The 24,952-nt window shown below is 62.3% G+C and carries 20 protein-coding genes and 1 tRNA gene; 9 read left to right on the top strand and 12 right to left on the bottom strand.

What is annotated here, in order from left to right; genetic code table 11:
* Positions 1-21: 21 nt before the first annotated feature.
* From P3C39_RS24710 to P3C39_RS24690, 5 genes are read right to left on the bottom strand one after another with little or no spacing between them, the layout of a single operon-like run.
* Complete coding sequence (locus tag P3C39_RS24710) at positions 22-1,533, bottom strand: aldehyde dehydrogenase family protein (protein WP_224675305.1); 1,512 nt, start codon at positions 1,531-1,533, stop codon at positions 22-24.
* Between the two features lie 9 nt (positions 1,534-1,542).
* Positions 1,543-2,319: an enoyl-CoA hydratase/isomerase family protein gene (locus P3C39_RS24705; RefSeq protein WP_275954480.1), complete on the bottom strand. Its 777-nt coding sequence runs from the start codon at positions 2,317-2,319 to the stop codon at positions 1,543-1,545.
* Positions 2,312-3,862, bottom strand: coding sequence for an acyl CoA:acetate/3-ketoacid CoA transferase (locus P3C39_RS24700; RefSeq protein ID WP_275954586.1), 1,551 nt, complete (start codon positions 3,860-3,862; stop codon positions 2,312-2,314). The genes P3C39_RS24705 and P3C39_RS24700 overlap by 8 nt, the downstream gene beginning before the upstream one ends.
* Before the next feature lie 47 nt (positions 3,863-3,909).
* Positions 3,910-4,089: a hypothetical protein gene (locus tag P3C39_RS24695; protein ID WP_224675308.1), complete on the bottom strand. Its 180-nt coding sequence runs from the start codon at positions 4,087-4,089 to the stop codon at positions 3,910-3,912.
* The gene (locus tag P3C39_RS24690; protein WP_224675309.1) at positions 4,086-5,144 is read right to left on the bottom strand and encodes a LacI family DNA-binding transcriptional regulator; all 1,059 of its coding nucleotides are present in this window, start codon (positions 5,142-5,144) and stop codon (positions 4,086-4,088) included. Before P3C39_RS24690 ends, P3C39_RS24695 begins: the two co-directional genes overlap by 4 nt.
* Positions 5,145-5,382: 238 nt before the next feature.
* Here P3C39_RS24690 and P3C39_RS24685 point away from each other — a divergent pair, with 238 nt between their 5' ends.
* Positions 5,383-6,537 (top strand): dihydrodipicolinate synthase family protein, encoded by a 1,155-nt coding sequence (locus P3C39_RS24685; protein WP_275954479.1) that lies wholly within the window; start codon positions 5,383-5,385, stop codon positions 6,535-6,537.
* A gap of 55 nt (positions 6,538-6,592) precedes the next feature.
* On the opposite strand, the gene P3C39_RS24680 is transcribed toward P3C39_RS24685, so the two are convergent.
* Together P3C39_RS24680 and P3C39_RS24675 are read right to left on the bottom strand one after the other, a co-directional pair.
* Entirely contained in the window at positions 6,593-8,761 is a 2,169-nt protein-coding gene (locus P3C39_RS24680; protein ID WP_224675311.1) for an alginate lyase family protein, read from the bottom strand.
* Between the two features lie 228 nt (positions 8,762-8,989).
* Entirely contained in the window at positions 8,990-9,280 is a 291-nt protein-coding gene (locus P3C39_RS24675; RefSeq protein WP_145923782.1) for a hypothetical protein, read from the bottom strand.
* Between the two features lie 175 nt (positions 9,281-9,455).
* Here P3C39_RS24675 and P3C39_RS24670 point away from each other — a divergent pair, with 175 nt between their 5' ends.
* Both P3C39_RS24670 and P3C39_RS24665 read left to right on the top strand, forming a co-directional pair.
* Entirely contained in the window at positions 9,456-9,815 is a 360-nt protein-coding gene (locus P3C39_RS24670) for a lysozyme inhibitor LprI family protein (protein ID WP_224675312.1), read from the top strand.
* 14 nt (positions 9,816-9,829) lie between these two features.
* On the top strand, positions 9,830-10,225 hold the full coding sequence (locus P3C39_RS24665; protein ID WP_013529710.1) for a hypothetical protein: 396 nt from the start codon (positions 9,830-9,832) through the stop codon (positions 10,223-10,225).
* Between the two features lie 451 nt (positions 10,226-10,676).
* On the opposite strand, the gene P3C39_RS24660 is transcribed toward P3C39_RS24665, so the two are convergent.
* Complete coding sequence (locus P3C39_RS24660; RefSeq protein ID WP_224675313.1) at positions 10,677-11,444, bottom strand: Stf0 family sulfotransferase; 768 nt, start codon at positions 11,442-11,444, stop codon at positions 10,677-10,679.
* 403 nt (positions 11,445-11,847) lie between these two features.
* Between P3C39_RS24660 and P3C39_RS24655 the strand changes: the two genes are divergently transcribed.
* Complete coding sequence (locus tag P3C39_RS24655; RefSeq protein WP_013529712.1) at positions 11,848-12,054, top strand: hypothetical protein; 207 nt, start codon at positions 11,848-11,850, stop codon at positions 12,052-12,054.
* Between the two features lie 274 nt (positions 12,055-12,328).
* Here the strand turns inward: P3C39_RS24655 and P3C39_RS24650 are convergent.
* A tRNA-Val gene (locus tag P3C39_RS24650) sits at positions 12,329-12,403 on the bottom strand.
* Between the two features lie 116 nt (positions 12,404-12,519).
* Positions 12,520-12,882, bottom strand: a complete 363-nt coding sequence (locus tag P3C39_RS24645) for a response regulator (protein WP_006199474.1) — start codon at positions 12,880-12,882, stop codon at positions 12,520-12,522.
* Between the two features lie 163 nt (positions 12,883-13,045).
* Between P3C39_RS24645 and P3C39_RS24640 the strand changes: the two genes are divergently transcribed.
* Together P3C39_RS24640 and hisN are read left to right on the top strand one after the other, a co-directional pair.
* On the top strand, positions 13,046-13,987 hold the full coding sequence (locus tag P3C39_RS24640; RefSeq protein WP_275954477.1) for an N-formylglutamate amidohydrolase: 942 nt from the start codon (positions 13,046-13,048) through the stop codon (positions 13,985-13,987).
* Between the two features lie 301 nt (positions 13,988-14,288).
* The gene (hisN, locus tag P3C39_RS24635; RefSeq protein ID WP_024502739.1) at positions 14,289-15,062 is read left to right on the top strand and encodes a histidinol-phosphatase; all 774 of its coding nucleotides are present in this window, start codon (positions 14,289-14,291) and stop codon (positions 15,060-15,062) included.
* A gap of 17 nt (positions 15,063-15,079) precedes the next feature.
* Here the strand turns inward: hisN and P3C39_RS24630 are convergent, their stop codons facing one another.
* Positions 15,080-16,057: an alpha/beta hydrolase gene (locus tag P3C39_RS24630; RefSeq protein WP_275954476.1), complete on the bottom strand. Its 978-nt coding sequence runs from the start codon at positions 16,055-16,057 to the stop codon at positions 15,080-15,082.
* Positions 16,058-16,538: 481 nt separating this feature from the next.
* On the opposite strand from P3C39_RS24630, the gene P3C39_RS24625 reads away from it, so the two are divergent.
* Entirely contained in the window at positions 16,539-17,006 is a 468-nt protein-coding gene (locus tag P3C39_RS24625; RefSeq protein WP_013529716.1) for an Hsp20 family protein, read from the top strand.
* A 71-nt stretch (positions 17,007-17,077) separates the two neighbouring features.
* On the opposite strand, the gene P3C39_RS24620 is transcribed toward P3C39_RS24625, so the two are convergent.
* Positions 17,078-18,127 (bottom strand): low specificity L-threonine aldolase, encoded by a 1,050-nt coding sequence (locus P3C39_RS24620; RefSeq protein WP_013529717.1) that lies wholly within the window; start codon positions 18,125-18,127, stop codon positions 17,078-17,080.
* Between the two features lie 491 nt (positions 18,128-18,618).
* Here P3C39_RS24620 and gltB point away from each other — a divergent pair, with 491 nt between their 5' ends.
* The gene (gene gltB / locus P3C39_RS24615; protein ID WP_275954475.1) at positions 18,619-23,355 is read left to right on the top strand and encodes a glutamate synthase large subunit; all 4,737 of its coding nucleotides are present in this window, start codon (positions 18,619-18,621) and stop codon (positions 23,353-23,355) included.
* A 141-nt stretch (positions 23,356-23,496) separates the two neighbouring features.
* Positions 23,497-24,951 (top strand): glutamate synthase subunit beta, encoded by a 1,455-nt coding sequence (locus P3C39_RS24610; RefSeq protein ID WP_275954474.1) that lies wholly within the window; start codon positions 23,497-23,499, stop codon positions 24,949-24,951.
* The last annotated feature ends 1 nt before the right edge of the window (position 24,952 follow it).

Below are 24,952 nucleotides of genomic sequence, written 5' to 3'. Positions count from 1 at the left end.
TGCCGCCGGGTTCTTCTCAACTCAGCCGACCCACCACCCGGTGCGCTGGCCGCGATGAAACTGGATTGTCTTTTCCTCGGTATAGTCCTCGACGGCGCGTTTGCCGAGTTCGCGTCCGAGACCGGACTGCTTATAGCCTCCGAAAGGCAGCTCGGGATAACCTTCCATGAACGTGTTCACCCAAACGGTTCCCGAACGCACGCCGCGCGCGACCGACATGCAAGTGTCGATGCTGGCGCTCCACACGCCCGCCGACAAACCATAGGGCGTGTTGTTGGCGATGTGCAACGCCTTTTCAATCGATTCAAAAGTCAGCACCGAGAGCACCGGGCCGAACACTTCCTCGCGCGCTATGGCCATGTCCTCGGTGACGCCGCGGATGATGGTGGGATCGAGGTATTGGCCGATATTGGAGGCCAATTGCTTGCCTCCGCTGTAGATGCTGCTGCCCTCGGTCGCGGCTGCCGCAACGTAACCGGCCACCTTGGCCAAATGGTCGGACGAGATCATCGCGCCGACCTTGGTTTGGTCATCGAGCGGATCGCCGACCGTGACCCTGGCGGTAAGCGCCTTGACGGCGCTGAGAAAATCGTCGGCGATCGCCTCGTGCACGATCAGCCGGCTGCCGGCATTGCAGCACTCGCCGGCATTGAAGAAGCCGCCGAACACCGCCGCATCGGCGGCCGCTTCGAGGTCGGCGTCCTGGAAGACGATCTGGCCGTTCTTGCCGCCGAGCTCCATCGAGACTTTCTTCAGCGACTGCGCGGCGGATGCCATCGTCATCTTGCCGACGTGGGTGGAGCCGGTGAACGAGACCATTTCGACCAGCGGATGGCTGACCATCGGCGCACCGACATCGGCGCCAAGTCCGGCCAGGATATTGACGGCGCCGGCGGGCAGGCCGGCCTGCATCAGGATGTCGCCGAGCACGAAGGTCGAGGCCGAGGTCATTTCGCTCGGCTTGACCACCGCCGTGCAGCCGGCGGCGAGCGCGAAGGGCAGTTTCTGGCTGACGATCAGGAACGGGAAATTCCACGGGGTGATGATCGAGACGACGCCGATCGGTTCGCGCAGGACGACACCCAGCATGGCGTCGCCGAGATTGGCGTAGGTTTCACCATGCAGGGTGCGGGCAAGCGAGGCGGCATAGCGCCAGATGTCGATGGCGCCGCCGATCTCGCCGCGTGCCTGGGCGATCGGTTTGCCCGATTCCAGTGCGTCGAGCCGGGCGATGTCTTCCAGCCGGCCCTCAATCAGATCAGCTGCCTTGAGCAGGATCCCGGCACGTTCGGCCGCCTTCATGCGCGGCCATGGACCCGTTTCGAAAGCCCTGTGGGCGGCAAGCACAGCGGCTTCCACTTCGGCCTCACCGGCCTGCGCATAGTGCGAGACGGTGAAGCCGTGGCCGGGGCTGTTTCGAGCAATCGTACGGCCGTCGCGGGCATCGACATGCTTGCCGTCGATCAGCAGCTTGTAGCCTTTCGGGGCTTCGGCCGCCTCGGCCGGCATGGCGATCTTCAGGGGTGCGTTCATATGTTTGCTCTAGGATCTCGAAAAGGCCGGCTTCTGCTTGGCCTTGAAGGCATCGACGCCGGCCTTCAGATCGCCGGTCAGGGCGATGAAGCCGCTGGCCAGCGCTTCGGTGGCGGCGGCACTTTCCTCGCCTTCGGCGACCGCGATCATCAGCTTGGCGGCTTCCGTCGCCAGCGGGCCGCGCTCGGCGATCTTTTCCGCCCACGCCTTTGCTTCTTCGTGTGCGTTGCCAGTTGCGACCACCCGGTCGACGATGCCCAGGGCGAGTGCCTCGGGGGCGAGAAGGATCTCGCCGCCCAGCGCCATGCGGCGCACCGTCTGCGCGCCGAAGCGGCGCACGGCGCGCTGCGTACCGGACCAGCCGGGCACGACGCCAATCGAGGTTTCCGGGAAGCCTAATTTCACTTGTGTTTCCGCCACGCGCAAGTCGCAAGCCGCAGCCAGTTCCAGGCCGCCGCCCAGCGCATGGCCGGACAGGACGGCGATTGTCGGCTGCCGCAGCCGCGCCAAGCGGTCGAAGACGCGGTGGCCGTAGCGCACCCACTGCACCTGGAAATGGGCGGCACTCATCTGCGCCCAGGCTTCGACATCGCCACCGGCGCAAAAGCCCTTGCCTTCGCCGCGCAGCAGCACGACGCGGACGCCCTCGGCCATCTCGGCCTCGTCGAGCGCCGTCTCTAGCGCCCGCAGCATCGGAATGTCCAGTGCGTTGAATTTCTCCGGCCGGCGCAGCGTGATGGTACCGATGGCGCCATCCTGCTCGAAGGTGACGAGAGGCTCAGCCACGCGCGCCTCCGAGCGAGGCGCCGCCATTCAGCGACAGGCCTATCGGTTGCTCCTGATAGAGGGCTGCCGGTGTCGTCTTGAGGTCCCTGGCAACGGCCAACGGAATTTCCGACTGGGCCAGCACATCCCGCTGCAGATCGATGCCGGGTGCGAGTTCTGTGACGACCAAGCCCTCCGGCGTCAGCTTCATCACGCAGCGTTCGGTGACATAGGTGATGTCCTGTCCCTGCGCCACCGCGCGCTTGCCCGAAAACGAGATGTGCTCGACTTCGTTGACCACCTTCTTGACCTTGCCCTCGTGGTCGATGCGGATGCCGCCATCGGCCAGAGACAGCTTGGCGCCGGCATTGAAGAAGCCGGAGAAGACGATCTTCTTCGCCCGTGCGGTGATGTCGACAAAGCCGCCGGCGCCGGCGGTGACATGCGGCCGCGCCGAAAGCTTCGAAACATTCACAGAGCCGTGTCGATCGATCTGCAGGAAGGACAGCAGCGAGGCGTCGAAGCCGCCGGCCTGGAAATAGATGAACTGGTGCGGCGAGGGCATGAAGGCGTCGGCGTTCGATGAGCAGCCGAATTTGAAGTCGAGCAGCGGCACACCGCCGACCGCGCCCTGTTCGATCACCCAGGTAATTTTGCCGTGCTGGCCTTCCTCGAGAAGGATGCGCGGCACATTGGCGGAAATGCCGAACCCGATATTGACGGCCATGCCGTCGCGCAACTCCATGGCGACGCGGCGCGCGATCACCTTCTGCACGTTCATCTCCGGCGTGCGGAAGCTCGACAGCGGCCGGAAGATTTCTCCCGAGATCGCCGGGTCGTAAGGTGTCAGCGTCGTCTGCAACTGGTCGGGCGCGACGACGATATGGTCGACCAGGACGCCCGGCACGCGCACGTCATGCGGTTTCAGCGTGCCGTTCTCGACGACGCGCTTGACCTGCGCGATGACGATGCCGCCATTGTTGCGGGCGGCGAGCGCCTGTTCCAGTCCGCCGAGATAGGCGCCCTCATGCTCGTAGGTGAGGTTGCCGCGCTCGTCGGCCGACGTGGCGCGGATGATCGACACCTGCGGCACGATAGAGCGGAAATAGAGCCATTCCTCGCCGTCGAACTGCTGCACCGAAACGATCGGCTCGCTGGCGGCGGCGTTCATGGCGCAGCCCTGGTGGCGCGGGTCGGCGAAGGTGTCGAGACCGACTTTGGTCAGCACGCCCGGCCGCTTGGCCGCGGCTTCGCGGTGCATATCGAACAGGATGCCGGACGGCACGTTGTAGGCGGCGACCGAATTGTCGCCGATCATCTTCCAGATCTGCGGCGGTTCGGAAGAGGAGGGGCCGGACGGGTAGGAGCCGCACAAAGTACGCTTCAGCAGTCCCGGCTTGGCCAGATGGTCGATGCCTTTGATGCCATACATGTCGCCGGCTGCGATCGGGTGCAGCGTGGTGATGTTCTTAGGATGGCCTACTGCGTCGAAGCGTTCGCCGATCGCGGCGAGCACCGCATCGGGGCAGCCGAGGCCGCTCGACGAGGACACCGACACGACCATGCCGTCCTTGACTAGGCCGGCTGCCTGCGCTGCGGAGACCACCTTGCTCAATTCATACTCCCGAGTTCAGGGTCGATTGCGACCGCCTTGCCTGATTTCGCGGTTTGCAATGCTGCTTCGATTGGCGCCGATGACCAGATGCTGTCCTCGCCTTGCGCGCGGATGGCGTTGATCATGAACTGCCTGACGATCGTGCTGGCGCCGATCAAGCTCCATTTGACGCTCATGCAGCGCCTCCCGAACCGGCCGCCCTGTTTCGAATGCGGCGATCCGGGCCGCAGCTTTCCCTGACCACCAGATTGACCGCGCCGATATGGTCTTCGGCCCGTGTGGTGCGCGACTGGATCATTTTCAGCATGACATGGGCGGCACGTTCGCCAAGACCCGCCGAGTCCACCGCGACGCTGGTCAGAGCCGGCATGTAATGCTCGGCCTCGGCCACATCGTCGAAGCCGACGATGGCGAAATCAACTCCGGGCTCAAGCGCGCGCTTGCGCAGCGCCAGCATGGCGCCAAAGGCGACGGCGTCGTTGAAGCAGAGTGCCGCAGTCGGCGGTTCAGCCATTGCGAGAGCGGTTTCGAGGCATGCGATACCACCTCTGCGGCTGGTCTCTCCCTCGACGACCAGAGTGTCGCGGTCGGAGATGCCCTGCGTCTCGCAGGCTTCGCGAAATCCGCCAAGCCGCTCGTGATAGACGACGAGATCGGACGAGCCGCCGAAGAAGACCAGCCGGCGATGTCCCTTGCCGATCAGATGAGCGGTGGCGAGATAGGCGCCGCGATGATTGTCGGGCGCGATGACCGGAATGCGGCTCTCGGGAAGCCGGCGCATGGCGAAGACCACCGGCAGACCTGCCGTCTCGATCCGCCTGAAGGCGCCCGGCGTCGTGCCGCGAGCCGGCGACACGATGAGGCCGGCGACGCCTTGCTCCATCAGCGACTTCAGCACTTCTTCCTGGCGCACCGGATTTTCCGCCGTGTTGGCGATGAACGGCACGATGCCGGCCGACTGGAAGACCCGCTCCATGCCGACCGCCAGCTCTGCGAAGAAAGGATTGGTGAGATCGTTGATGACCATGCCGATGACGTTGGAGTGCGCCTTGCGCAGATTGGCGGCGCCGCGGTTGTAGACGTAACCGACATCCTCGATCGCCTTGCGCACCTTGCTCGCTGTTTCGGGCCGGATCAGTCCGCTGCCCTGGAGCACGAGCGATACCGTCGATTTGGACACGCCCGCTTCGCGGGCGATGTCGAATATCGTCGCCTTGGCCCGGCTGGCCATCCAGATGCATCCTCCCGACTGCAGGCCCAAAACTATTGGAACGTTCTAATCTCTGCTCCGCTCGTGAGTCAATCGGGATTTTTCCCGCGCCTCGAACATCGATTGTGTGTACTCAAATGGCATGCTCCATAAGGCTTTCTTGTTGCAATGCAGCATTTCATCCTGCAGGGAGTTCGAATTTTAAAGGCCCTTGATTTATTGGAACGTTCCATTTAGTACGTTGCGAAGGGAGCGATGGATGGACATTTCCTTGCCTGGTGAGGGTGTCGGCAGCACCCGGTACACGCTGGTCGGCGAGCCCGTGCAGCCTGACATCGGCGCGCGATTTTCGCGTATCGCCTATGCCGCCGCGCACGTCGTTGCCGATCCGCTCGCCATGACCGATCCGTGGTCCAGACCGGTGGTCGACTGGGAGAGGACGATGGCGTTCCGTCACCATCTGTGGCGGCTGGGCTTCCGCATCGCCGAAGCGATGGACACGTCGCAGCGCGGCATGGGTTTCGACTGGGCAAACGCGCAGGAATTGATCCGCCGCTCGATCGCCGAGGCGCGCACGGTCGATGGCGCCGATCTCGCCTCGGGCGCCGGCACCGACCATCTGGCGCCCGCCGCCGCCAAAACAATCGATGACGTCATCAAGGCCTATGAAGAGCAGTTCGCTTTTATCGAAGGGCTCGGCGGCAAGGCGATCATGATGGCCAGCCGGGCGTTGGCGGCAGTTGCCAAAGGGCCGGACGACTATGTCAGCGTCTACGACCGCATCCTGTCACAGTCCTCCGGCAAGGTCATCCTGCACTGGCTGGGCGACATGTTCGATCCGGCGCTCAGGGGCTATTGGGGCAGCGAGAATTTCGAGGTCGCTCTCGATACAGTCGTTGCCATCATCGAATGCCACGTCGGCAAGGTGGAGGGGATAAAAATCTCACTGCTCGATGCCGGCAAGGAGGTCGCGCTGAGAAACCGTCTGCCGGACGGCGTCGTCATGTTCACCGGCGACGATTTCAATTATCCCGAACTGATCGCCGGCGACGAGAAAAGGCACTCGCACGCATTGCTGGGTATTTTCGACGCGATCGCGCCGGTCGCCAACGCGGCGCTGGCGAAACTGGCGGAAGGCGACCGCGCCGGCTTTGACGCGTTGATGGCGCCGACCGTGCCGCTGTCGCGAAAGATCTTCGAGGCGCCGACCGAGTATTACAAGGCCGGCATCGTCCTCATGGCCTGGCTGAACGGCCATCAGGATCATTTTGCGATGGTCGGCGGTATGCAGTCGGCGCGCGGCATCCGTCACTATGCCGACGTGTTCCGCCTTGCCGACCAGGCCGGATTGCTGGCCGATCCGGAACTGGCGGTGACCAGGATGAAGAGCCTTTGCACCGTCGCGGGCGTTTGAAGCGCGCAAAGTGGTTCTCATCATCGACGTAACAGGCCAGGAATGCCGGGCGTCGCTAACGTCTCCGCCACAGCCAAAAAGGCGCGATTGCCTCGTCTGGATGAAAAATGGGCTTGGTCGCCCTTCCCAGATCGGCAGGTGGCATTCCTGCGGGATCATGGTGCGTCAGGTCGAGAAGCAGCGGCCCAAGCCGATCCGGATCGACAGTTTCGGCCGACATGGTGTGTGGCTTGTTCTCGTGCGCAACAAGCCAGTGCAGCGCCTGGACCAGTCCCAGTCCCTCGGCTGTCTTGTGTTGCCAGAGATTGTCACCGACCGAAGACAGGACACGGGCCAGCGACGTCCAGCCTTGCAAGGTAAACATGGCGTAGTGCCTGGGGCGCGTGCGGGACAGTTCCCTGGGCAAGGAGCCATCGGCTGCGATCTGGGTTGCTAGTCTCTCCCGAGCATAGAGGCTGATCTTGGCCAGGGTGGCGCTGTCGCCAAGAAACGTGGCGATCGATGCCCGCTGCAAATCGTAATATGTTCCTTGGTTGCTGCTGCTGCAGAAGGCCGTCGCGGCTGCCGGCGCGGTGTCCAGCCATTCGCAGTAGGAACCGAGCCAGGCTCTGAACGCCTCGCGATCCTCGTCGCCCAGTACTCCTGTTCGCTCGAGCAGGCGTACGGCATCCAGGAAGAAATAGAAATCCTTCAGCTCGATGATGCCGTGGCCGGACCCTTCATTGTTGTCGTGGCCCGACCGCACCTGCGCATAGCGCAAATGCGGGTTCATTCTTGTCCTGGGATCGATAAACCATGCGCGAATGAGCCTGGCGGCGTGGACGGCATAATGATGCCCATCAAGCACGGTTGCGGCGAGCGCAAGCACGGTTGTGTCGTCGAAGACGCGCTGCAAGCGTGTGCGATCGTAGGTTTCGCTTCCTGCTGCATACAATGCCGTGCCGGGCACGCGTTCGCCATCGCGCCGGATATAGGGCAGGCCGTCGGGTCTGTCGGGGTCGGGCCACCAGTAAGGCGCGGGGTGAAAATAGTCCTGGGGATCCCCGCTGGGGGCTAGGCCAGTCTTGTCGAGCACGCTGAACGGACCGCGGGCGAGTGCCTGTCCGGCCGCGGTTTCGAGATGGTGCAGGATGGGCCCGTCCTTCACCGCGTGGGCCAGGGCGTCTTCGTCATAAAAGGCCAGGCGGGAGGCATCAAGCCGAGCGGCGACTGCCTTGGCGTCACATTGATCGACCATATCGACGATCGCCTGATCGCGGCTGACCAGACGCGCGACGAAGCCGGCCTTGCCGATCTCCAGATGCGAACGCCCTGAATCCAGGCGCGCCACCCAGCCCGCTTTCTGGAGCAGCCCGGCATCCGCTGCCCGGACCGGGCGTGGAAAATCCCAGGCATCGTCGCGGTAGCGGTCCCAGGGGCCGGGAACTGCCAACCGCCACAGCATCTCGATTTTTGGCCGCCTTCCGTAACCATAGTTTTCGTCGAACAGTTGCGTGGTATCGGCTCGAAATATGATCTGCGGCTCTTCCTCGGCCGGCGGCTGGAAGCTCTGGTCCAGCAGAAGCGCATTGTCGACAATGCGCGCCATGGGCACCACAGCGTAGGGAAGGTGCGGGTTTTTCTCGATCGCGGACCGTATCCGCTGGAACGCAGAGTCTGTCAGGTAGCAGTTCCCGTCCCAGGGCATCAGCCATTTTGCCCTGTCGCGGGCAATCGCGAGCGCGGCGTTGCGAGCCCCATTGTTGTTCATCACATAGAGGTTCTTGCTGCGGCGGATGTGCGTTTCGTAACGCGCGGACTGTCCGCTCGCCCGGCCCTTCTCTGAGAATCGGAGGTCGCCGGCAACAAGCTGGTCGACGTCCCAGGATATCTTCCGGTACTGATCGAGTTCGAAGGGGATTGTATGAAAATTCTGGCGGCGGCTTTCGAGCAGGCCGATGATCCGGGCTTCCTCGTCGGTGTCGACTATTCGATTGACGATCCAGAATTTTTCGCAGGCGTCGAAGACCGGTTCGTTGTCCAGAATGAACAGCACGTTGTCGAATGACTGGCCCTTGCGGTGTCGGGGTTCCAGATCATTGCCGATGATCCGGACGAGCATGAAGCTGTCGGCGATCTGCGAGATCGGCGACGCCGTGTAAGTCTCGCGGGCGGCCTCGATCCGCTTGCGGAGTCCGCGCCGGTATTCAGCGTTCTGCTTTGCGGAAATGAGCGCGTTGCCCAATGTCGACCACGGCGACCGCAATTGCGTGCGCACACGGTTCAGTTCGCGATATATCTTCGGCCAGGACGACGGTTTTGTCCTACCGGACTGCGAACTCATGACGGCACGCAGGGAGACCGGATCCCGATCACCGCCTCGGGGATGCGCGCGGTTTCGCCAATCATTCCGACTTCGATTCCGGACCATTTTTGAGCGTGAGGCGACCAAGCCCTGAATTGTCCGACACGATCAATCATGGAAAACGTCTCTCGCATGTAACGTTGCGAATGTCCTGTTATGTTCTGCTGCATAAGTGACGGCAGGTTGCCAGGCAACGCCGACAGGACAATGCGATAAATCAAATCCGAAAACCACATAGCATGGCAAATGCCCCGGCATCGGCGATTCGCCTTCACGCAAAGGCAAGCTCGCAAAAGATGCGCCGGTGATCGCAATTTTCTTGGAACCAATCCTCCCGGCGCGCGACCAAGCGATGTGTCCAAACATGGTCAGCTTGTGGCGGCCGCATTCGACCGCCATTGCATCGAATGCATGAGTTATCTGCCACTCCCCGCATATCACCTCACGGCCCTAGCCTCGTCCGTCCTGCATTGTTGAACCCGACAACCCTTTGCTTACTATATGGTTTTCCAGGCCTTGCCGGCTGCTCCTATGCGTGCTTACTTGTGGTTGTTTTCATGAGGGGGATACAATCATGCGTTTTCTACTTGCTGCGGTCGCCATGCTGTCGTTCGCCGCCACCGCGGCTCTGGCCGATCCAGCTTCGGACTTCAAAAGAGCCGATCAGGCATTGAACCAGACCTTCAAGCAAATCCAGAAGCGGCTTACGGATGATTCCGACGGCAAGGCACGGTTCGTGAAAGCGCAGAGAGCGTGGATTGCGTTCCGCAACGCCGAATGCACGTTTCAATCCAGCGGTGACGATGGTGGCTCCGCGGCGCCGATGGTTGCCGCTACTTGTCAGGCTGACCTGACCAAGGCCCGCACCAGGCAGTTGAAGGCCTACCTGAACTGCCAGGAGGGTGACCTCTCTTGCCCGGTGCCATCAGAATAATCTGGAGTGACAAAATGCCGAATTTCAAGATGAGATATGTGCTGATCGCGCTTGTGCCGTTGGCGGTTGCCGGTTGCGTCAGCGCTGAGGATCAGCGCGCAATGGATCAGCAACAGTGCGCGTCTTACGGCTACAGGCCAGGAACCAACAGGTTTGCCGACTGCATGATGCAACAGACCTCACAACGTTCAGAAGATGAGCAGCGCTCATTGGATCGCATGGCCGCGCAAGAACAGAGAGACAAGGATCGCAAGGAAGCGCGTCGAAAGGACGACAGCTACATCGATCCAAGGCCGAGTTACGACAAGGACGGCAATCCGAATTTCGACACTCAAGGCAATTACCAAGGGTGTCACGGCGCGGGATGTTTGGTCGACAATCCAGATAATAACGATGACGATGACCAGTAGGCTGGCTCCGCGAGGCTCTCCTTCCTGCCCCCTATAGTCCGGACCTCAACCCAATCGAGAAACCCTTCGCCAACTTCAAGCACTACATGCGGCGTTGCGCCAGGTGCAGGCTAGAAGTCAATCCAAATGCGAACCGCTCTACCTCTGGCGAACAGCCGGGAAATGCCGATCCTGCACACGCGATCCGCGATTCCATCAGCTTGAAGGATGGTTCCGGAACTTTTTGCCGCAATGGCAGGTTCGAGCGACATGACGAAACTATCTGACCCTGCCCCGCCGTTCCCAGCAAGCTGCACGGCGGCCAGGACATCCCGGAAGAGAGCATTACTGCGGGCAGAAGGTTGACCAGCGCGATTTACTCCAGGTGTTCTGGAGGAAGAGCCGGGGCATTGAGCGCTGAACCGAGCCAGCTGCAACGATCATCGAATTTCCCCGAAGAAAGTACCTGCCTCTAGAAGCGCTTTCGGATCAGGGGCCGTTTCAGGGCAAAGCGGGCGATATTGTCGAGCGTTCTTGGCACCGCCATCTCCCCGATGCCCTCAATGGCGCCCTTGGCCGCTGCATCCTCACGAAAGCGCACTATCCATTCTTCCGTGAGGCTGTCCCGTTGAACAGTGAATCTCGAATTGGCGGTGTCTTCCGGGACCTGGACGCCCATATAATCCGCCACAGCTTCCAGATAGGGCCGTGGGTCTTGCTGCAAATCTTCGTAGACGAATTGACGACAATCCAGCCCCGCAAGTTGTAGGTAGGACCTCCAGAACGCATAGCTTCGATCAACCTGGAAATATGCTTGGCTGATGTCGGCGAAGCTATAAGGAACAGCGCGCGGATTGACTTTCCCTTCGTGCCGGCTCGTCCACACTCCAGACATCCTAGCTCGGTAGAACGAAATAGCTTGCTGAATTCGGTCGCGACGTTCCAACAAAATGAATTCCAAGCCGTGTTTTCTTCGAATCTCGAATAGAAAATCCTTTCCGAATTTCTCCTTACACCAGGCCAGATGGCGCGGAAACAACTTGATCGCAAACCGCCCGTTGTCGGTCGACGCTTTCTCGATGGCCGCTTTTTCAAGATCATCATAGGTGCGGGGATCGAAACGTAGATAGGCCGGATCAAGCCATTCCTCCGACCGTCCCATCAGGCCAGTTGCGTTCGTCAGGCTTCCCAGCCAGTTCGAACCGCTTCTTCCCTCTGTAAGAATCGCAACGCCCCGCATAAAATCCTCACTTCACCTTGTCCCGCAACGCATGCCGCAAGGCCCGCTTACCTTCAATCCAAATCAGCGCTGCGTTCCCGCCCCATGTCCAGGAACACCGTGTTCAGCTTATTGCCGCCGTGATCTTCGTTGCCATCTTGTCGGCATCACCAGGGTTTTGGCTGGATTCCAGACCAGATGACCACGCAATTCATCTAGGCCGCCGCATCGGCCGCCATCGTCATCGTGGGCGTGTTCGCCGTCGCCGACACGTCGCCACGCGATTGCTGCGCCTGCCCAGGAGTGTCCTCTGTCGAACAACCGTGAGGGTTGTTTTCGCCGCCATCACTATTTTTGTGAACCAATTCACCCGAGGCGCGACCAAGTGATGTGTCCAAACATGGTTCATCAAGGAGAACGTCTTATGTTTACTGTCTCGAGAAACGTCTTTTTGGCCGCCATCGCCGTTTCGGTGCTGGCCGGCTGCAAGACAACCGCTCCCAGGGAATGCGACAAGCTGAAGCCTGGCGTCACCTATAACGGCAAATGCTGCGGCATCGGCGAGCCTTGCCGCGAAGGCAAGGGCGGCGGCGACAGGCCGGGAAATACGCCTGATCCAGCGCCGCAATGATCTGATTGCGTGTCGCCCGTTCCGGTCAGCGCTGGGACGGGCGCGTTGCGCTCGAAAGCTCGCCAACGTCCAGCCTCCCCTTGAGGCACCGAAATCGTCCACCTCTGTGTGACGCGCGCCCTGGACGGCCCTGTGCCACGCTGTGCCCAGCTTATCCCAAGTGAGGCGTTCTTCCGCCACCACCTCGACGCTGCTCATCCCGCGCGTCATGCCCACGCGCCTTGTCTGGCGAGCCGGCCAGCATGTCGATCCAGGTCTGATTTGTCTGGTTGGATGGTGGGCGTGACAGGGATTGAACCTGTGACCCCTGCAATGTCAATGCAGTGCTCTCCCGCTGAGCTACACGCCCATCCGAAGCCGCGCATACACCATTTTTGATCCAGCGCGTCAATAGCAGGAAAAAGGAAAGAAGGCGTCGTCTCGCCGCAGTGGCGAAGAGGTGCGGCGCCTCGCCTAGAAAACGGCTCAGGCCGCCTGCAGCATCTTCTCCACCTCGTTGACGAGGTCGCGCAGATGGAATGGCTTCGACAGCACCTTGGCGTCTTTCGGCGCCTTGGAATCCGGGTTCAACGCAACGGCGGCGAAACCGGTGATGAACATGACTTTCAGATCGGGATCGATCTCGGTGGCGCGGCGCGCCAGCTCGATGCCGTCCATCTCCGGCATGACGATGTCGGTCAGCAGCAGCGAGAACGGCTCTTCGCGCAGCCGCTCATAGGCGCTGGCGCCATTGTCGAAATCGCTGACCTGGTAACCGGCGCGCTCCAGCGCCTTGACGAGGAACCGACGCATATCGTCGTCGTCTTCCGCCAGAAGAATGCGTGCCATGATATCCTGTCCGAATCACCCGCCCGAGATTGCCGTTGGGCAAGCCCGTTAACCATCCTGTATATGAGGAGGTGAGGGTAAACATCAAGTGAACGCGGACGGCGATGATCCATATTTGCCGGGGGTGTGCCGCCGCAGAAATGCTGGACACGCGGCCTGCAAGGTGGCACTTTCACATCATGATGCACTGGTGTTTTCGGGTTCGTTCAAATTGAAGACGGCAGCCGAGGATTTTTCGGTCTTTCCACCCTTCGAAATCCGGTCGGGCGCCGAGCAGCGCGTCCCCTTCCTCTTCAACTCGCCGCATAGCGGCCGCTACTATCCCGAACGGTTCCTGGCCATGGCAAGGCTGGACCGCAACGCCATCCGCCGGTCGGAAGACTGTTACGTCGATGAGCTGTTCGGCGGTGCCGTGGCGCTCGGCGCGCCGCTGCTGGCGGCGAATTTTCCGAGGGCCTATCTCGACGTCAATCGCGAGCCGTGGGAGCTCGATCCTCGCATGTTCGCCGAGCCAGTGCCGTCCTTCTGCAACATCCGCTCGGCGCGGGTGGCGGGTGGGCTTGGCACGGTGCCGAAGCTGGTCGGCGAGGGGCTCGACATCTATTCCGGCCGCCTGCCGCTGTCGGAAGCCGTTGCCCGGATCGAAACCGTGTACAAGCCCTATCACGAGACGCTGAAGCGGCTTTTGACCCGGACCCATGCGCGGTTCGGTTTTGCCGTGCTGATCGACTGTCATTCGATGCCGGCGAGCATCCGTGTCGGCGACAGCGGGCTGCGGCCCGACTTCATCATCGGCGACCGTTTCGGCATCTCGGCAACCGCCGCCCTGACCGAGACCGCGATCGGCCTGCTCAGCGCCATGGGCTATTCGGTTGCCCACAACAAACCCTATGCCGGCGGTTTCATCACCGAACACTACGGCCGCCCGGCGCGCCATCTGCATGCGCTGCAGATCGAGGTCAATCGCGGGCTCTACATGAACGAACGGACATTCGAGAAGGCCGCCGGCTTCGATGCGCTGGCCGAAGATCTGACGCGGTTCTCAGCCGACCTGATGTCGATGCCCGACCATCATTTCATCGACCTGCCGCTGGCCGCGGAGTGAAATCGCGGCGTAAAAAAAGACCGCATCGTTTGCACGATACGGTCGAAGTCTAGGGAGGAAACGCCCAAGGAGGGCATGGACAGGAAACCCTGTCCGAGGTCAAGGGTATTGTGCGTTGCACAAATGTCAAGCGACCTTCAGGCTTTTTTAATTCACTCTGATGTGGAAATTGCGTTTCGACGACGCTTATGTGACATCCGGGCAACAGATGCCGTCGCGGAGAAGTCGTCGAACACACTTGTTTTGGTACGAAATTGGCGGCAGAGCACGGCTCGGACATGCTGCAGTGCGGGAGAATCAGTTGGACATCAGTGTCGATTTCATGCGCCGCATCGCGCAGGTGGCGGCGGCGGAAACCTTGCCGCGCTTTCGTGCCCAAGGCGCGGTCGCCAACAAGGAACAGGGCAGTTTCGATCCGGTCACCGAGGCCGATCGCGAGGCCGAGCGCGCTATCCGGGCGTTGATCTCTGCCGAGTATCCCGACCATGGCATTCTTGGCGAGGAGCATGGCAGCGAGAACATTTCGAGCCGGCATGTCTGGGTGATCGACCCGATCGACGGCACGCGCGCCTTTATTTCCGGCCTGCCGGTGTGGGGCACGCTGGTCGGGCTGACGGTCGACGGTGACGCCGTTGCCGGCATGATGGCGCAACCCTTCACCGGCGAGCTGTTCTACGCCAACGCCTCAGGTTCGCACTATGAGGGGCCGGGCGGGCCGCGAAAACTGACGACCCGCAAGACGACGAAGTTGGACCAGGCGACGCTGTTCACCACCACGCCGGCGCTATTCAAAGGCGAAGCGCGCAACCGTTACGATGCATTCGAAAGACAGATCCAACTCGCCCGCTATGGCGCCGATTGCTATGCCTTCGCCATGATCGCTTCGGGAAGCGTCGATATCGTCGCCGATCCCGGTCTGAAGCCATACGACATCGTGGCGCTGATCCCGATCATCGAGAAGGCAGGCGGTGTGGTCACCACATTCGATGGCGGGCCGGCGGAGAAGGGCGGCGATGTCCTGGCGGCTGCAACGCCGGAACTCCACGCAGCTGCCATGGCTGCCTTGCGCGGCTGACCAGCGACCGGCGGCCGTCAGGCCGTGGGGTCGTCGCTGCCGGGAATGAAAGCGTCGAAGGCGGCGAGCAACTGCTCGCGGTACAGATCTGCTTCCTGCAGGATTTCGTGGCGGGAGCCGTCTATCATCAGCAATGAACCGAGCCGCAGACGCCTGGCGTAGGCTTCGACAGCCCTGGTCGAGACGACCTGGTCGGCGCCGGCGGCGATGATCAGCAGCGGGACTTGGATCCGGGCCATGAAGTCGGGGTCGCTGACGGCTTCCGAAGCTTTCGCGGCTGCCCGCAGCCAACGGATCGTCGGCCCGCCAAGCGCCAGTTGCGGGTATTCTTCATAGATCCGTGTGTTGCGCCGATAGCGTTCCGGGTCCGATGTCAGCTTGTTGGTCTCGAAAGGGGCCGTTACCCTCGGCCGCGGACCCCAGGCGGCATAGAGCCGGCCGAGGCCGAGAGCGCAGAACAGGGAACAGACGCGGCGAACCGTCGAGATCGAGACCGGCAGGTCGGGCAGCGTCAGGAAAGGCGCGATCAGCACCATGCGCCGGACGCGGTTCACCATCGACGGCGCGGCCAGCAGGGTGATCAATGCGCCTGCCGAATGGGCCAGGATGTAGTAGGGTCCGCGGCAATCGGGCAGCACGATCTCCTCGAAGAACTGTTCGAGGTCGGCGGTGTAGTCGCGGAAGCTGCTGACGTAGCCGCGCTGGCGATCGCGGATCAGCCGGTCTGAATCGCCCTGGCCGCGCCAGTCGAGCGTGGCGACGCCAAAGCCACGATCGGCAAGGTTGCGGATGGTTTCGAAATATTTCTCGATGCACTCGTTGCGGCCGGTGAGCAGGACCACGGTGCCCTTCATCGGGCGAGCGACCGCGCCGAACAGGCCGTAGCGGATATTCTTGCGGTCACGCGTGGTGAAGAAGCCGCCGGTGGCGTTTTCCGGCCGCGGATTGCCCTCGATTTCGTGAAAAAGGGAGTTTTCGGTGAAAAGATCCGTCATTCGGCGCTTCGTGCTCGGCGTCTCGCATGCCCGCCTGCGCTGGCCGGCTCCGCTAAGGTGATAGACGCCCATGCGCCAAAAGCCAAGGAATTCCCGGTGACTGACTGGGCTGCAACAGGGAAGGCCGGAAGCCGCTTGAAAGCGTGCTTCCGGCCTCTGTCGATCCGGGAGGAAGGGACGTTACACCCGGTCGGCCTCGTTGCGGTGCCTGTTGTGCAATCGGCGCCGCCAGTCCTTGATCCTGGAATGGACTTTAGCGCCGGCTGCCTGAACGCGCGCCGAAGTGCCGGTTCATCTGCCGTTCATCAAGGGTCCGGCCGCCGTGGCTTTTGCCGCCAGGTGAAATCTTGAAATGCTTTCCAGCGCTCCCCAAATGTCTCGTGCGGTCGCCAATGTAGGGGCCGCTGGCCCACCCGAAACGCCGCTCAAGGGTTTCGCACCGGCCATACGCAAACCATGTTGCTCAACAGGAGAACACCTCATGCGTCACGTTGATTTTTCCCCGCTTTATCGCTCGACCGTCGGCTTCGATCGTCTGTTCACGATGCTCGATTCGCTTGCGCAGCCGGATGGCGCGCAGACCTACCCGCCCTACAACATCGAGCGCACCGGTGAGGATTCCTACCGGATCTCGATGGCGGTTGCCGGCTTCTCTGACGAGGAAATCTCGATCGAAGCCCATCGCAACGTGCTGACCGTGAAGGGTGAGCGCAAGGACGAGGGCACCGGCGAAGGCTCTGAACTGCTCTATCGCGGCATTGCCTCGAGAGCCTTCGAACGCCGCTTCCAGCTTGCCGACCACGTCGAAGTTGTCGGTGCTTCGCTGAAGAACGGCCTGCTGTTCGTCGACCTCAAGCGCAACATCCCCGAGGAGCTGAAGCCGCGCAAGATCGCGATTACGGCATCTTCGGCCAAGGCCAAGCAGATCGAGGCCAAGACCGCTGCCTAAAGTACAAGTCTCCTCCCGAGACGGAAGCGGCGCCGAAAGGCGCCGCTTTTTTGTTATCGGGGATTTCGGTATCAGGCGATCAGCTGGCCAAAACGGTCGACCTCATCGGCCGTCGTCGCGAAGCTGGTGACGAAGCGATACAGCAACTCGTCCTCGCTGATGTGGCCGTCAAAGCCGTGCGGCTTGTGCCAATCATAGAACGCCGCACCCGCTGCCTGCAGCTTTTCAGCTTCGGCTTTCTTGATCACTGCGAAAACCTCGTTTGCCTGCGGCAGCCATGCCAGCTTGGCCGTGGCCGAATCCTCGATCGCAGCGGCAAGGCGTGCGGCCATGGCGTTGGCGTGGCGGGCGGTGTCCAGCCACAATCCGTCTTTGAAATAGGCCTCGAACTGCGCCGCGACGAAGCGCGATTTCGAAAACAGCTGGGCGGCGCGCTTGCGCAGGAACGCCAATTCCCTGGCACGATCAAGATCGAACAGCACGATCGCTTCGGCGCACCAGCAGCCATTCTTGGTGCCGCCGAAGGACAGGATGTCGACGCCGCGTTTCCAGGTCATTTCGGCTGGCGACGTGTCGAGCGCGACCAGCGCATTGGCAAAGCGGGCGCCGTCCATGTGCAAGGGCACCGAATATCGTTTGGCGATCGCCGCGATCGTCTCGATCTCATCCAGGCCGTAGATAGTGCCGACCTCGGTCGACTGGGTGATCGAAACGGCCATCGGCCGTCCCCAATGGACGATTTCCGGTGCGAAACGGCCGATGGTCCTTTCCAGATTGTGCGGATCGATCTTGCCCAGCGCGCCATCGATCTCATGCAGGCGTGAGCCGCCGGAAAAATACACCGGCGCGCCGCATTCGTCCTCGATGACATGCGATTCGCGATGAGCAAAGGAAATGCCGCCCGGCTTGTTGTAAGCGGTCAGCGCCAGCGAGTTGGCGGCCGTGCCGGTGGCGACGAAGAACACCGCGACCTCGCGTTCGAAAATCTCGCTGAAGCGCTGGTAGACTGCCTGGTCGAGCGCTCCGTCGCCGTAGGCGGTCGAAAAGCCGCCGGCATTGGCCGACAGGCCGGCGGCAATGTTGGGGTGGGCGCCTGCCCAATTGTCGGAAGCGAAGAACATGCATCTGCCTATGTCTTGGGAGAACGGGGGGTTGGGGAAATCAGACTGAAGTTGACCGGTTTCGCGTGCTGATCGCAAGGGCCAGGCGCCGGAAAAACAGTAAAGCCAGCCAACGGGCAAAGCCCAGGCCGACGACTGAAGCTTACGTTTTTCCTCAGCTTCACGACATTTTCTGTCGCGAATGCCCCAAGTTTTTTGCAAATCGGTCTTGTGTGCGTCCGGGATTTCTGCCATAAAAATTTAGGACAGTAGTGCTGTCTTATTTTGTCGCACAAAACGAGCTGGATTGGCGTATCATTTGGGCCTCTCCGGCTGTTGCCGCGAGCGACAGGTGGACAGCCAGACTCTGGCCTGTACGATTACCAGATGCGATCCATGCGGAAAGCCGCCTGGTTCGACAGGATTTCGCAAGACGTGCCACAAGGATCAGGGTGAGCCAAGCGCTTGCCGAGGCAAACCAGCGCCTGAATGGCTGGGAAGGAGGACAGGAGATGACGGACATGACGCACTCTGCGACGAACGGCCAGGCCGCGCAGACGAAAGCGGCAACCGTCAAAACCACCTTGCGATCCAATATTGGCCGAAGCGCCAACGGATTTTCCGCCCAGGGCCTCTACGATCCACGCAACGAGCATGACGCCTGCGGCGTCGGTTTCATCGTCAACATGAAGGGCGTGAAGTCGCATCAGATCGTCGAGGACGGGCTTGCTGTGCTCGAAAACCTGACGCATCGCGGCGCCGTCGGCGCCGATCCGCTGGTCGGCGATGGCGCCGGCGTGCTGGTGCAGCTTCCCGACCAGTTCTTCCGTGACGAGATGGCAGCCCAGGGCATCGAGCTGCCGCCGGCGGGCCAGTACGGCGTCGGACACTGGTTCATGCCGCAGGACGCGGCCCTTCGCGCCCATATCGAGGACATCATTGCCGAATCGGCGCAATCCGAGGGACTTCCGCTCATCGGTTTCCGTGACGTGCCCGTCGACAATTCGTCGCTGTCGAAGGCGCCCGACATCGTGGCATCCGAGCCGTTCCATCGGCAGATCTTCATCGGCCGCACGCCAGACATTACCGATGACGAGGAATACGAGGCCAGGCTCTATCTGCTGCGCAAGGTCATCTCGGGCCGCATCTATGCCGAGAACGACAACAAGGACATCGGCGCCTATTGCGTGTCGCTGTCGGCGCGCACCATCGTCTACAAGGGCATGTTCCTGGCTTATCAGGTCGGGGCCTACTACAAGGACCTCAAGGACCCGCGCTTCGAAACCGCGCTGATCCTCGTCCACCAGCGCTTCTCGACCAACACGTTCCCGTCATGGAAGCTGGCGCATCCCTACCGCATGGTCGCCCACAATGGCGAGATCAACACCGTGCGCGGCAACAACAACTGGATGGCTGCGCGCCAGGCGTCGGTCGATTCCGAACTGTTCGGCAACAACATCTCGAAGCTGTGGCCGATTTCCTATGACGGCCAATCCGACACCGCCTGCTTCGACAATGCGCTCGAGTTCCTGTTCCAGGGCGGGTACAGGCTCAGCCATGCCATGATGATGCTGATTCCGGAAGCCTGGGCCGGCAACAAGCTCATGGATGCCGATCGCAAGGCCTTCTACGAATACCATGCGGCATTGATGGAGCCGTGGGACGGACCGGCGGCGGTGGTCTTCACCGATGGCCGCCAGATCGGCGCCACGCTCGACCGCAATGGCTTGCGCCCGGCACGCTACATCGTCACCGACGATGACCGCGTCATCATGGCCTCGGAAGCCGGCGTGCTGCCTGTGCCGGAGGAGAAGATCGTCAAGAAGTGGCGGCTGCAGCCTGGCCGCATGCTGCTGATCGACCTGGAGAAGGGGCGCATCGTCTCCGACGAGGAGCTCAAGTCGGAGATCGCGACCAAGCATCCCTACAAGACCTGGCTCGCCAACACGCAGCTGATCCTCGAAGATCTGAAGCCGGTCGAACCGCGCGCGTTGCGCAAGGATGTCAGCCTGCTCGATCGTCAGCAGGCATTCGGCTACAGCCAGGAGGACACCAAGCTGTTGATGTCGCCTATGGCGACGACAGGCCAGGAAGCGGTGGGCTCGATGGGCACCGACACGCCGATCTCGGCGATGTCGGACAAGTCGAAGCTGCTCTACACCTATTTCAAGCAGAACTTCGCCCAGGTCACCAACCCGCCGATCGACCCGATCCGCGAGGAGCTGGTGATGAGCCTGGTGTCCTTCATCGGGCCGCGGCCCAACATCTTCGACCTTGTCGGCAATTCGCGCCGCAAGCGGCTCGAAGTGCGCCAGCCGATCCTGACCAATGGCGATCTCGAGAAGATCCGCTCCATCGGCCACACCGAGGACCGTTTCGACACCAAGACGATCGACATCACCTATGGCTCCGCCGAAGGCGCCGCGGGCATGCAGGGCGCCATCGATCGGTTGTGCGAGCGGGCGGAGGCGGCGGTTGCCGGCGGCTACAACATCATCATCCTGTCCGACCGCCAGGTCGGGCCCGACCGCATCGCCATCCCGGCGCTGCTGGCGACGGCGGCGGTCCATCATCACCTGATCCGCAAGGGGCTGCGCACCTCGGTCGGCCTCGTCGTCGAATCCGGCGAGCCGCGCGAAGTGCATCATTTCTGCTGCCTCGCCGGCTATGGCGCCGAGGCGATCAATCCCTACCTCGCCTTCGACACGCTGCTCGACATGCACAAGCGCGGCGAACTGCCGAAGGAAGTGGACGCCTACGAAGTCGTCTCGCGCTACATCAAGTCGATCGGCAAGGGCATCCTCAAGGTGATGTCCAAGATGGGCATCTCGACCTACCAGTCCTATTGCGGCGCGCAGATTTTCGACGCCATCGGCCTGAAGACCGATTTCGTGCAGCAATACTTCACCGGCACCGCGACGCTGATCGAAGGCGTCGGCCTGGACGAGATCGCGGCCGAGACGCTCAGCCGCCACAATGACGGTTTCGGCAACGACCCCGTGCTGCGCAACAGCCTCGAGGTCGGCGGCGAATACATGTTCCGCATGCGCGGCGAGGCGCATATCTGGTCGCCCGATGCTGTCGCCACCTTGCAGCACGCCGTGCGCCAGGGATCGTGGGAAACCTTCAAGGACTATTCCGCCCAGATCGACAGCGAGACGGCCCGCGCCCAGACCATTCGCGGCCTGTTCAAGCTCAAGCTGGCCGGGGAAACCGGCCGCAAGAAGGTGGCGCTCGACGACGTCATGCCGGCGGCCGACATCGTCAAGCGGTTCTCGACCGGGGCGATGTCGTTCGGCTCGATCTCGCGCGAAGCGCACACGACGCTGGCGCGCGCGATGAACCAGATCGGCGGCAAGTCGAACACCGGCGAGGGCGGCGAAGAGGCCGACCGCTATCTGCCGCTGCCGGGCGGCGGCAAGAACCCGGAACGCTCGGCGATCAAGCAGATCGCCTCGGGACGTTTCGGCGTCACGGCCGAATACCTCGTCAACTCCGACATGATGCAGATCAAGGTGGCGCAGGGTGCCAAGCCCGGCGAGGGCGGTCAGCTGCCCGGCCACAAGGTCGACGCCACCATCGCCAAGGTCCGGCATTCGACGCCGGGCGTCGGCCTGATCTCGCCGCCGCCGCATCACGACATCTATTCGATCGAGGATCTGGCACAGCTGATCTACGACCTGAAGAACGTCAATCCGGCAGCCGACGTGTCGGTCAAGCTGGTGTCGGAAGTCGGCGTCGGCACGGTTGCGGCGGGCGTCGCCAAGGCACGCGCCGACCACATCACCATCTCTGGCTATGACGGCGGCACCGGTGCCTCGCCGCTGACGTCGCTCAAGCATGCCGGCAGCCCGTGGGAAATGGGCCTTGCCGAGACACACCAGACGCTGGTGCTGAACGGCTTGCGGTCGCGCGTTGCGCTGCAGGTCGATGGTGGCTTGCGCACAGGGCGCGACGTCATCATCGGCGCGCTGCTCGGCGCCGACGAGTTCGGCTTCTCGACCGCACCGCTGATCGCGGCCGGCTGCATCATGATGCGCAAATGCCATCTCAACACCTGTCCGGTCGGCGTCGCGACGCAGGATCCGGTGCTGCGCAAGCGCTTCAAGGGCACGCCCGAGCATGTCATCAACTTCTTCTTCTACGTCGCGGAAGAGGTGAGGGAGCTGCTCGCCGAGATGGGCTACACCCATCTCGACCAGATCATCGGCGACACCGATCTTCTGGAAAAGCGCGACCTGATCGTGCACTGGAAGGCGCGCGGGCTCGATTTCTCGAAGATGTTCTTCAAGCCGGATGCGCCGCATGAAGCGGTGCACTGGACCGAGCGGCAGAAGCACCCGATCGACGACGTGCTCGACCGCAAGCTGATCGAACTGGCCAAGCCGGCGCTCGAGAGCAAGCTGCCGGTCAAGATCGAGGTCGATATCCGCAATGTCGACCGCTCCGCGGGCGCCATGCTGTCGGGCGAAGTGGCCAAGCGCTTCAAGCACAAGGGCCTGCGCGAGGATACGATCCAGGTGAAGCTGACCGGCACTGCCGGCCAGTCCTTTGGCGCCTTCCTGGCGCGCGGCATCTCATTCGAGCTTGTCGGCGCCGGCAACGACTATGTCGGCAAGGGCCTGTCGGGCGGCCGCATCGTCATTCGGCCGCCGGAAGAGGCCAAGATCGTCGCGGCTGAATCCATCATCGTCGGCAACACGGTGCTCTATGGCGCAACCGAGGGCGAAGCCTATTTCGCCGGCGTCGCCGGCGAGCGTTTCGCCGTGCGCAATTCGGGCGTCGCCGCCGTCGTCGAAGGCGTGGGCGATCATGGCTGCGAGTACATGACTGGCGGCATCGTCGTCGTCATCGGCAAGACCGGCCGCAACTTCGCCGCCGGCATGTCTGGCGGCGTCGCCTACGTGCTCGACGAGGCGGGCGATTTCGCCGAGCGCTGCAACATGGCGATGGTCGAGCTGGAGCCGGTTCCGGAAGAAGACGATCTGATGGAAAGGCTGCTGCACCATGGCGGCGACCTCGACCACAAGGGCCGCGTCGACGTCTCCGGCGACATGACCAGCCATGACGAGGAGCGGCTCTACCAGCTGATCTCGAACCATGTGCATTACACCGGGTCGGTACGTGGTCGCGAGATTCTCGACGACTGGGCGACGTTCCGGCCGAAGTTCCGCAAGATCATGCCGGTCGAATACCGCCGCGCCCTGATCGAGATGGAACGCATGCGCATGGGCGTTGCGGCGGAATAGGCTTTGCAATGGCCGGGGAGCCCAGGCTTCCCGGCCCATCTTCATCGACAGTTTGACCTCCGGCGCAAGGTTGCCATGGCTGCCTCAAGGGGTTAACGGGTGCGGCGAAAACCGCACCATCTGGACAGCAGGAACTGGACTATGGGCAAGGTAACAGGCTTTCTCGAAATCGACCGGCAGGTGCACAAGTACCAGCCGGCCTCCGACCGCATCCGGCATTTCCGCGAGTTCACGCTGCCGATGTCTGACAAGGAGGTCGAGAAACAGGCCGCGCGCTGCATGGATTGCGGCATTCCGTTCTGCCACGGGCCGACCGGCTGCCCGATCCACAACCAGATTCCAGACTGGAACGACCTCGTCTACAATGGCGACTGGGACAACGCGATCCGCAACCTGCATTCGACCAACAATTTCCCGGAGTTCACCGGCCGCATCTGCCCGGCGCCTTGCGAGGAAGCCTGCACGCTGAACCTCGAGGACATTCCCGTCGCCATCAAGACGGTCGAGCAGGCGATCGCCGACAAGGCCTATGAAACCGGCCATATCAGGCCCTATCCGCCGGAGAAGAAGACCGGCAAGCGGGTCGCCGTCATCGGCTCCGGCCCGGCCGGCATGGCGGCTGCCCAGCAGCTTGGCCGCGCCGGTCACGACGTCCATGTCTACGAGCGCGAAAGCCGGCCCGGCGGGCTGATGCGCTACGGTATTCCCGACTTCAAGATCGAGAAGCACTATATCGACCGGCGCATCGAGCAGATGCAGGGCGAGGGCGTGACCTTCCATTGCGGCGTCAATGTCGGGGTCGACAAGCCGGTCGCCGAACTGCTCGCCGAACATGATGCCGTGCTCTATTGCGGCGGTTCCGAAACGCCGCGCGCGGCCGGTATTCCCGGCGACGATCTCGGCGGCGTGCATGACGCGATGCCCTATCTGGTGCAGCAGAACAGGCGGGTCGGCGGCGAACCGATCCAGTCGGTGGCGTGGCCGTCGCATCCCATCATCGCCGGCGGCCAGCATGTCGTCGTCGTCGGCGGCGGCGATACCGCGTCCGACTGCGTCGGCACGGCCTTCCGCCAGGGCGCGGTGCGCGTCACACAGCTCGACATCCGCCCACAGCCGCCGGAGAAGGAAGACAAGCTTTCGGTCTGGCCCTACTGGGCGACGAAGATGCGCACCTCGTCCTCGCAGGCCGAAGGCGCCGAGCGCGAATTCCAGGTGGCGACGCTCGAATTCATCGGCGAGGAAGGCCAGCTGACCGGCGTCAAGTGCTGCGAGGTCGACGACAAGCGCAAGCCGATCGCCGGTACCGAATTCGTCATTCGTGCCGATCTCGCTTTCATCGCCATCGGCTTTGCCGGGCCGGCCGCGGCCGGTGTGGCGAAGGAATTGGAGGGTGAGATGAAGATCTCCACCGACAGCCGCCGCTCGCGCAATGTCGAGGCCAATGACCGCGACTACAAGACCAGCGTCGACAGGCTCTATGCGGCCGGCGACGTGCGTCGTGGCCAGTCGCTGGTCGTCTGGGCGATCCGCGAAGGCCGCCAGGCGGCGCGTTCGATCGACGAGGCGTTGATGGGGTCGAGCGTTCTCCCGCGCTGAG

It is taken from the genome of Mesorhizobium sp. XAP4 (assembly GCF_029269325.1).
GTDB classification, from domain to species: Bacteria; Pseudomonadota; Alphaproteobacteria; order Rhizobiales; family Rhizobiaceae; genus Mesorhizobium; species Mesorhizobium ciceri.
This window is presented reverse-complemented; position numbering and strand designations above follow the sequence as displayed.

Excerpts from the sequence above, each read along its gene's own strand:
- P3C39_RS24695 (WP_224675308.1), bottom strand. The coding sequence starts at position 4,089 with ATGAGCGTCAAATGGAGCTTGATCGGCGCCAGCACGATCGTCAGGCAG.
- P3C39_RS24690 (WP_224675309.1), bottom strand. The coding sequence starts at position 5,144 with ATGGCCAGCCGGGCCAAGGCGACGATATTCGACATCGCCCGCGAAGCG.
- gltB (WP_275954475.1), top strand. The coding sequence starts at position 18,619 with ATGACGGACATGACGCACTCTGCGACGAACGGCCAGGCCGCGCAGACG.
- P3C39_RS24630 (WP_275954476.1), bottom strand. The coding sequence starts at position 16,057 with ATGACGGATCTTTTCACCGAAAACTCCCTTTTTCACGAAATCGAGGGC.
- P3C39_RS24670 (WP_224675312.1), top strand. The coding sequence starts at position 9,456 with ATGCGTTTTCTACTTGCTGCGGTCGCCATGCTGTCGTTCGCCGCCACC.
- P3C39_RS24620 (WP_013529717.1), bottom strand. The coding sequence starts at position 18,127 with ATGTTCTTCGCTTCCGACAATTGGGCAGGCGCCCACCCCAACATTGCC.
- P3C39_RS24610 (WP_275954474.1), top strand. The coding sequence starts at position 23,497 with ATGGGCAAGGTAACAGGCTTTCTCGAAATCGACCGGCAGGTGCACAAG.
- P3C39_RS24660 (WP_224675313.1), bottom strand. The coding sequence starts at position 11,444 with ATGCGGGGCGTTGCGATTCTTACAGAGGGAAGAAGCGGTTCGAACTGG.
- P3C39_RS24645 (WP_006199474.1), bottom strand. The coding sequence starts at position 12,882 with ATGGCACGCATTCTTCTGGCGGAAGACGACGACGATATGCGTCGGTTC.
- P3C39_RS24675 (WP_145923782.1), bottom strand. The coding sequence starts at position 9,280 with ATGGCGGTCGAATGCGGCCGCCACAAGCTGACCATGTTTGGACACATC.
- P3C39_RS24625 (WP_013529716.1), top strand. The coding sequence starts at position 16,539 with ATGCGTCACGTTGATTTTTCCCCGCTTTATCGCTCGACCGTCGGCTTC.
- P3C39_RS24700 (WP_275954586.1), bottom strand. The coding sequence starts at position 3,862 with ATGGTCGTGTCGGTGTCCTCGTCGAGCGGCCTCGGCTGCCCCGATGCG.
- P3C39_RS24665 (WP_013529710.1), top strand. The coding sequence starts at position 9,830 with ATGCCGAATTTCAAGATGAGATATGTGCTGATCGCGCTTGTGCCGTTG.
- P3C39_RS24685 (WP_275954479.1), top strand. The coding sequence starts at position 5,383 with ATGGACATTTCCTTGCCTGGTGAGGGTGTCGGCAGCACCCGGTACACG.
- P3C39_RS24710 (WP_224675305.1), bottom strand. The coding sequence starts at position 1,533 with ATGAACGCACCCCTGAAGATCGCCATGCCGGCCGAGGCGGCCGAAGCC.
- P3C39_RS24655 (WP_013529712.1), top strand. The coding sequence starts at position 11,848 with ATGTTTACTGTCTCGAGAAACGTCTTTTTGGCCGCCATCGCCGTTTCG.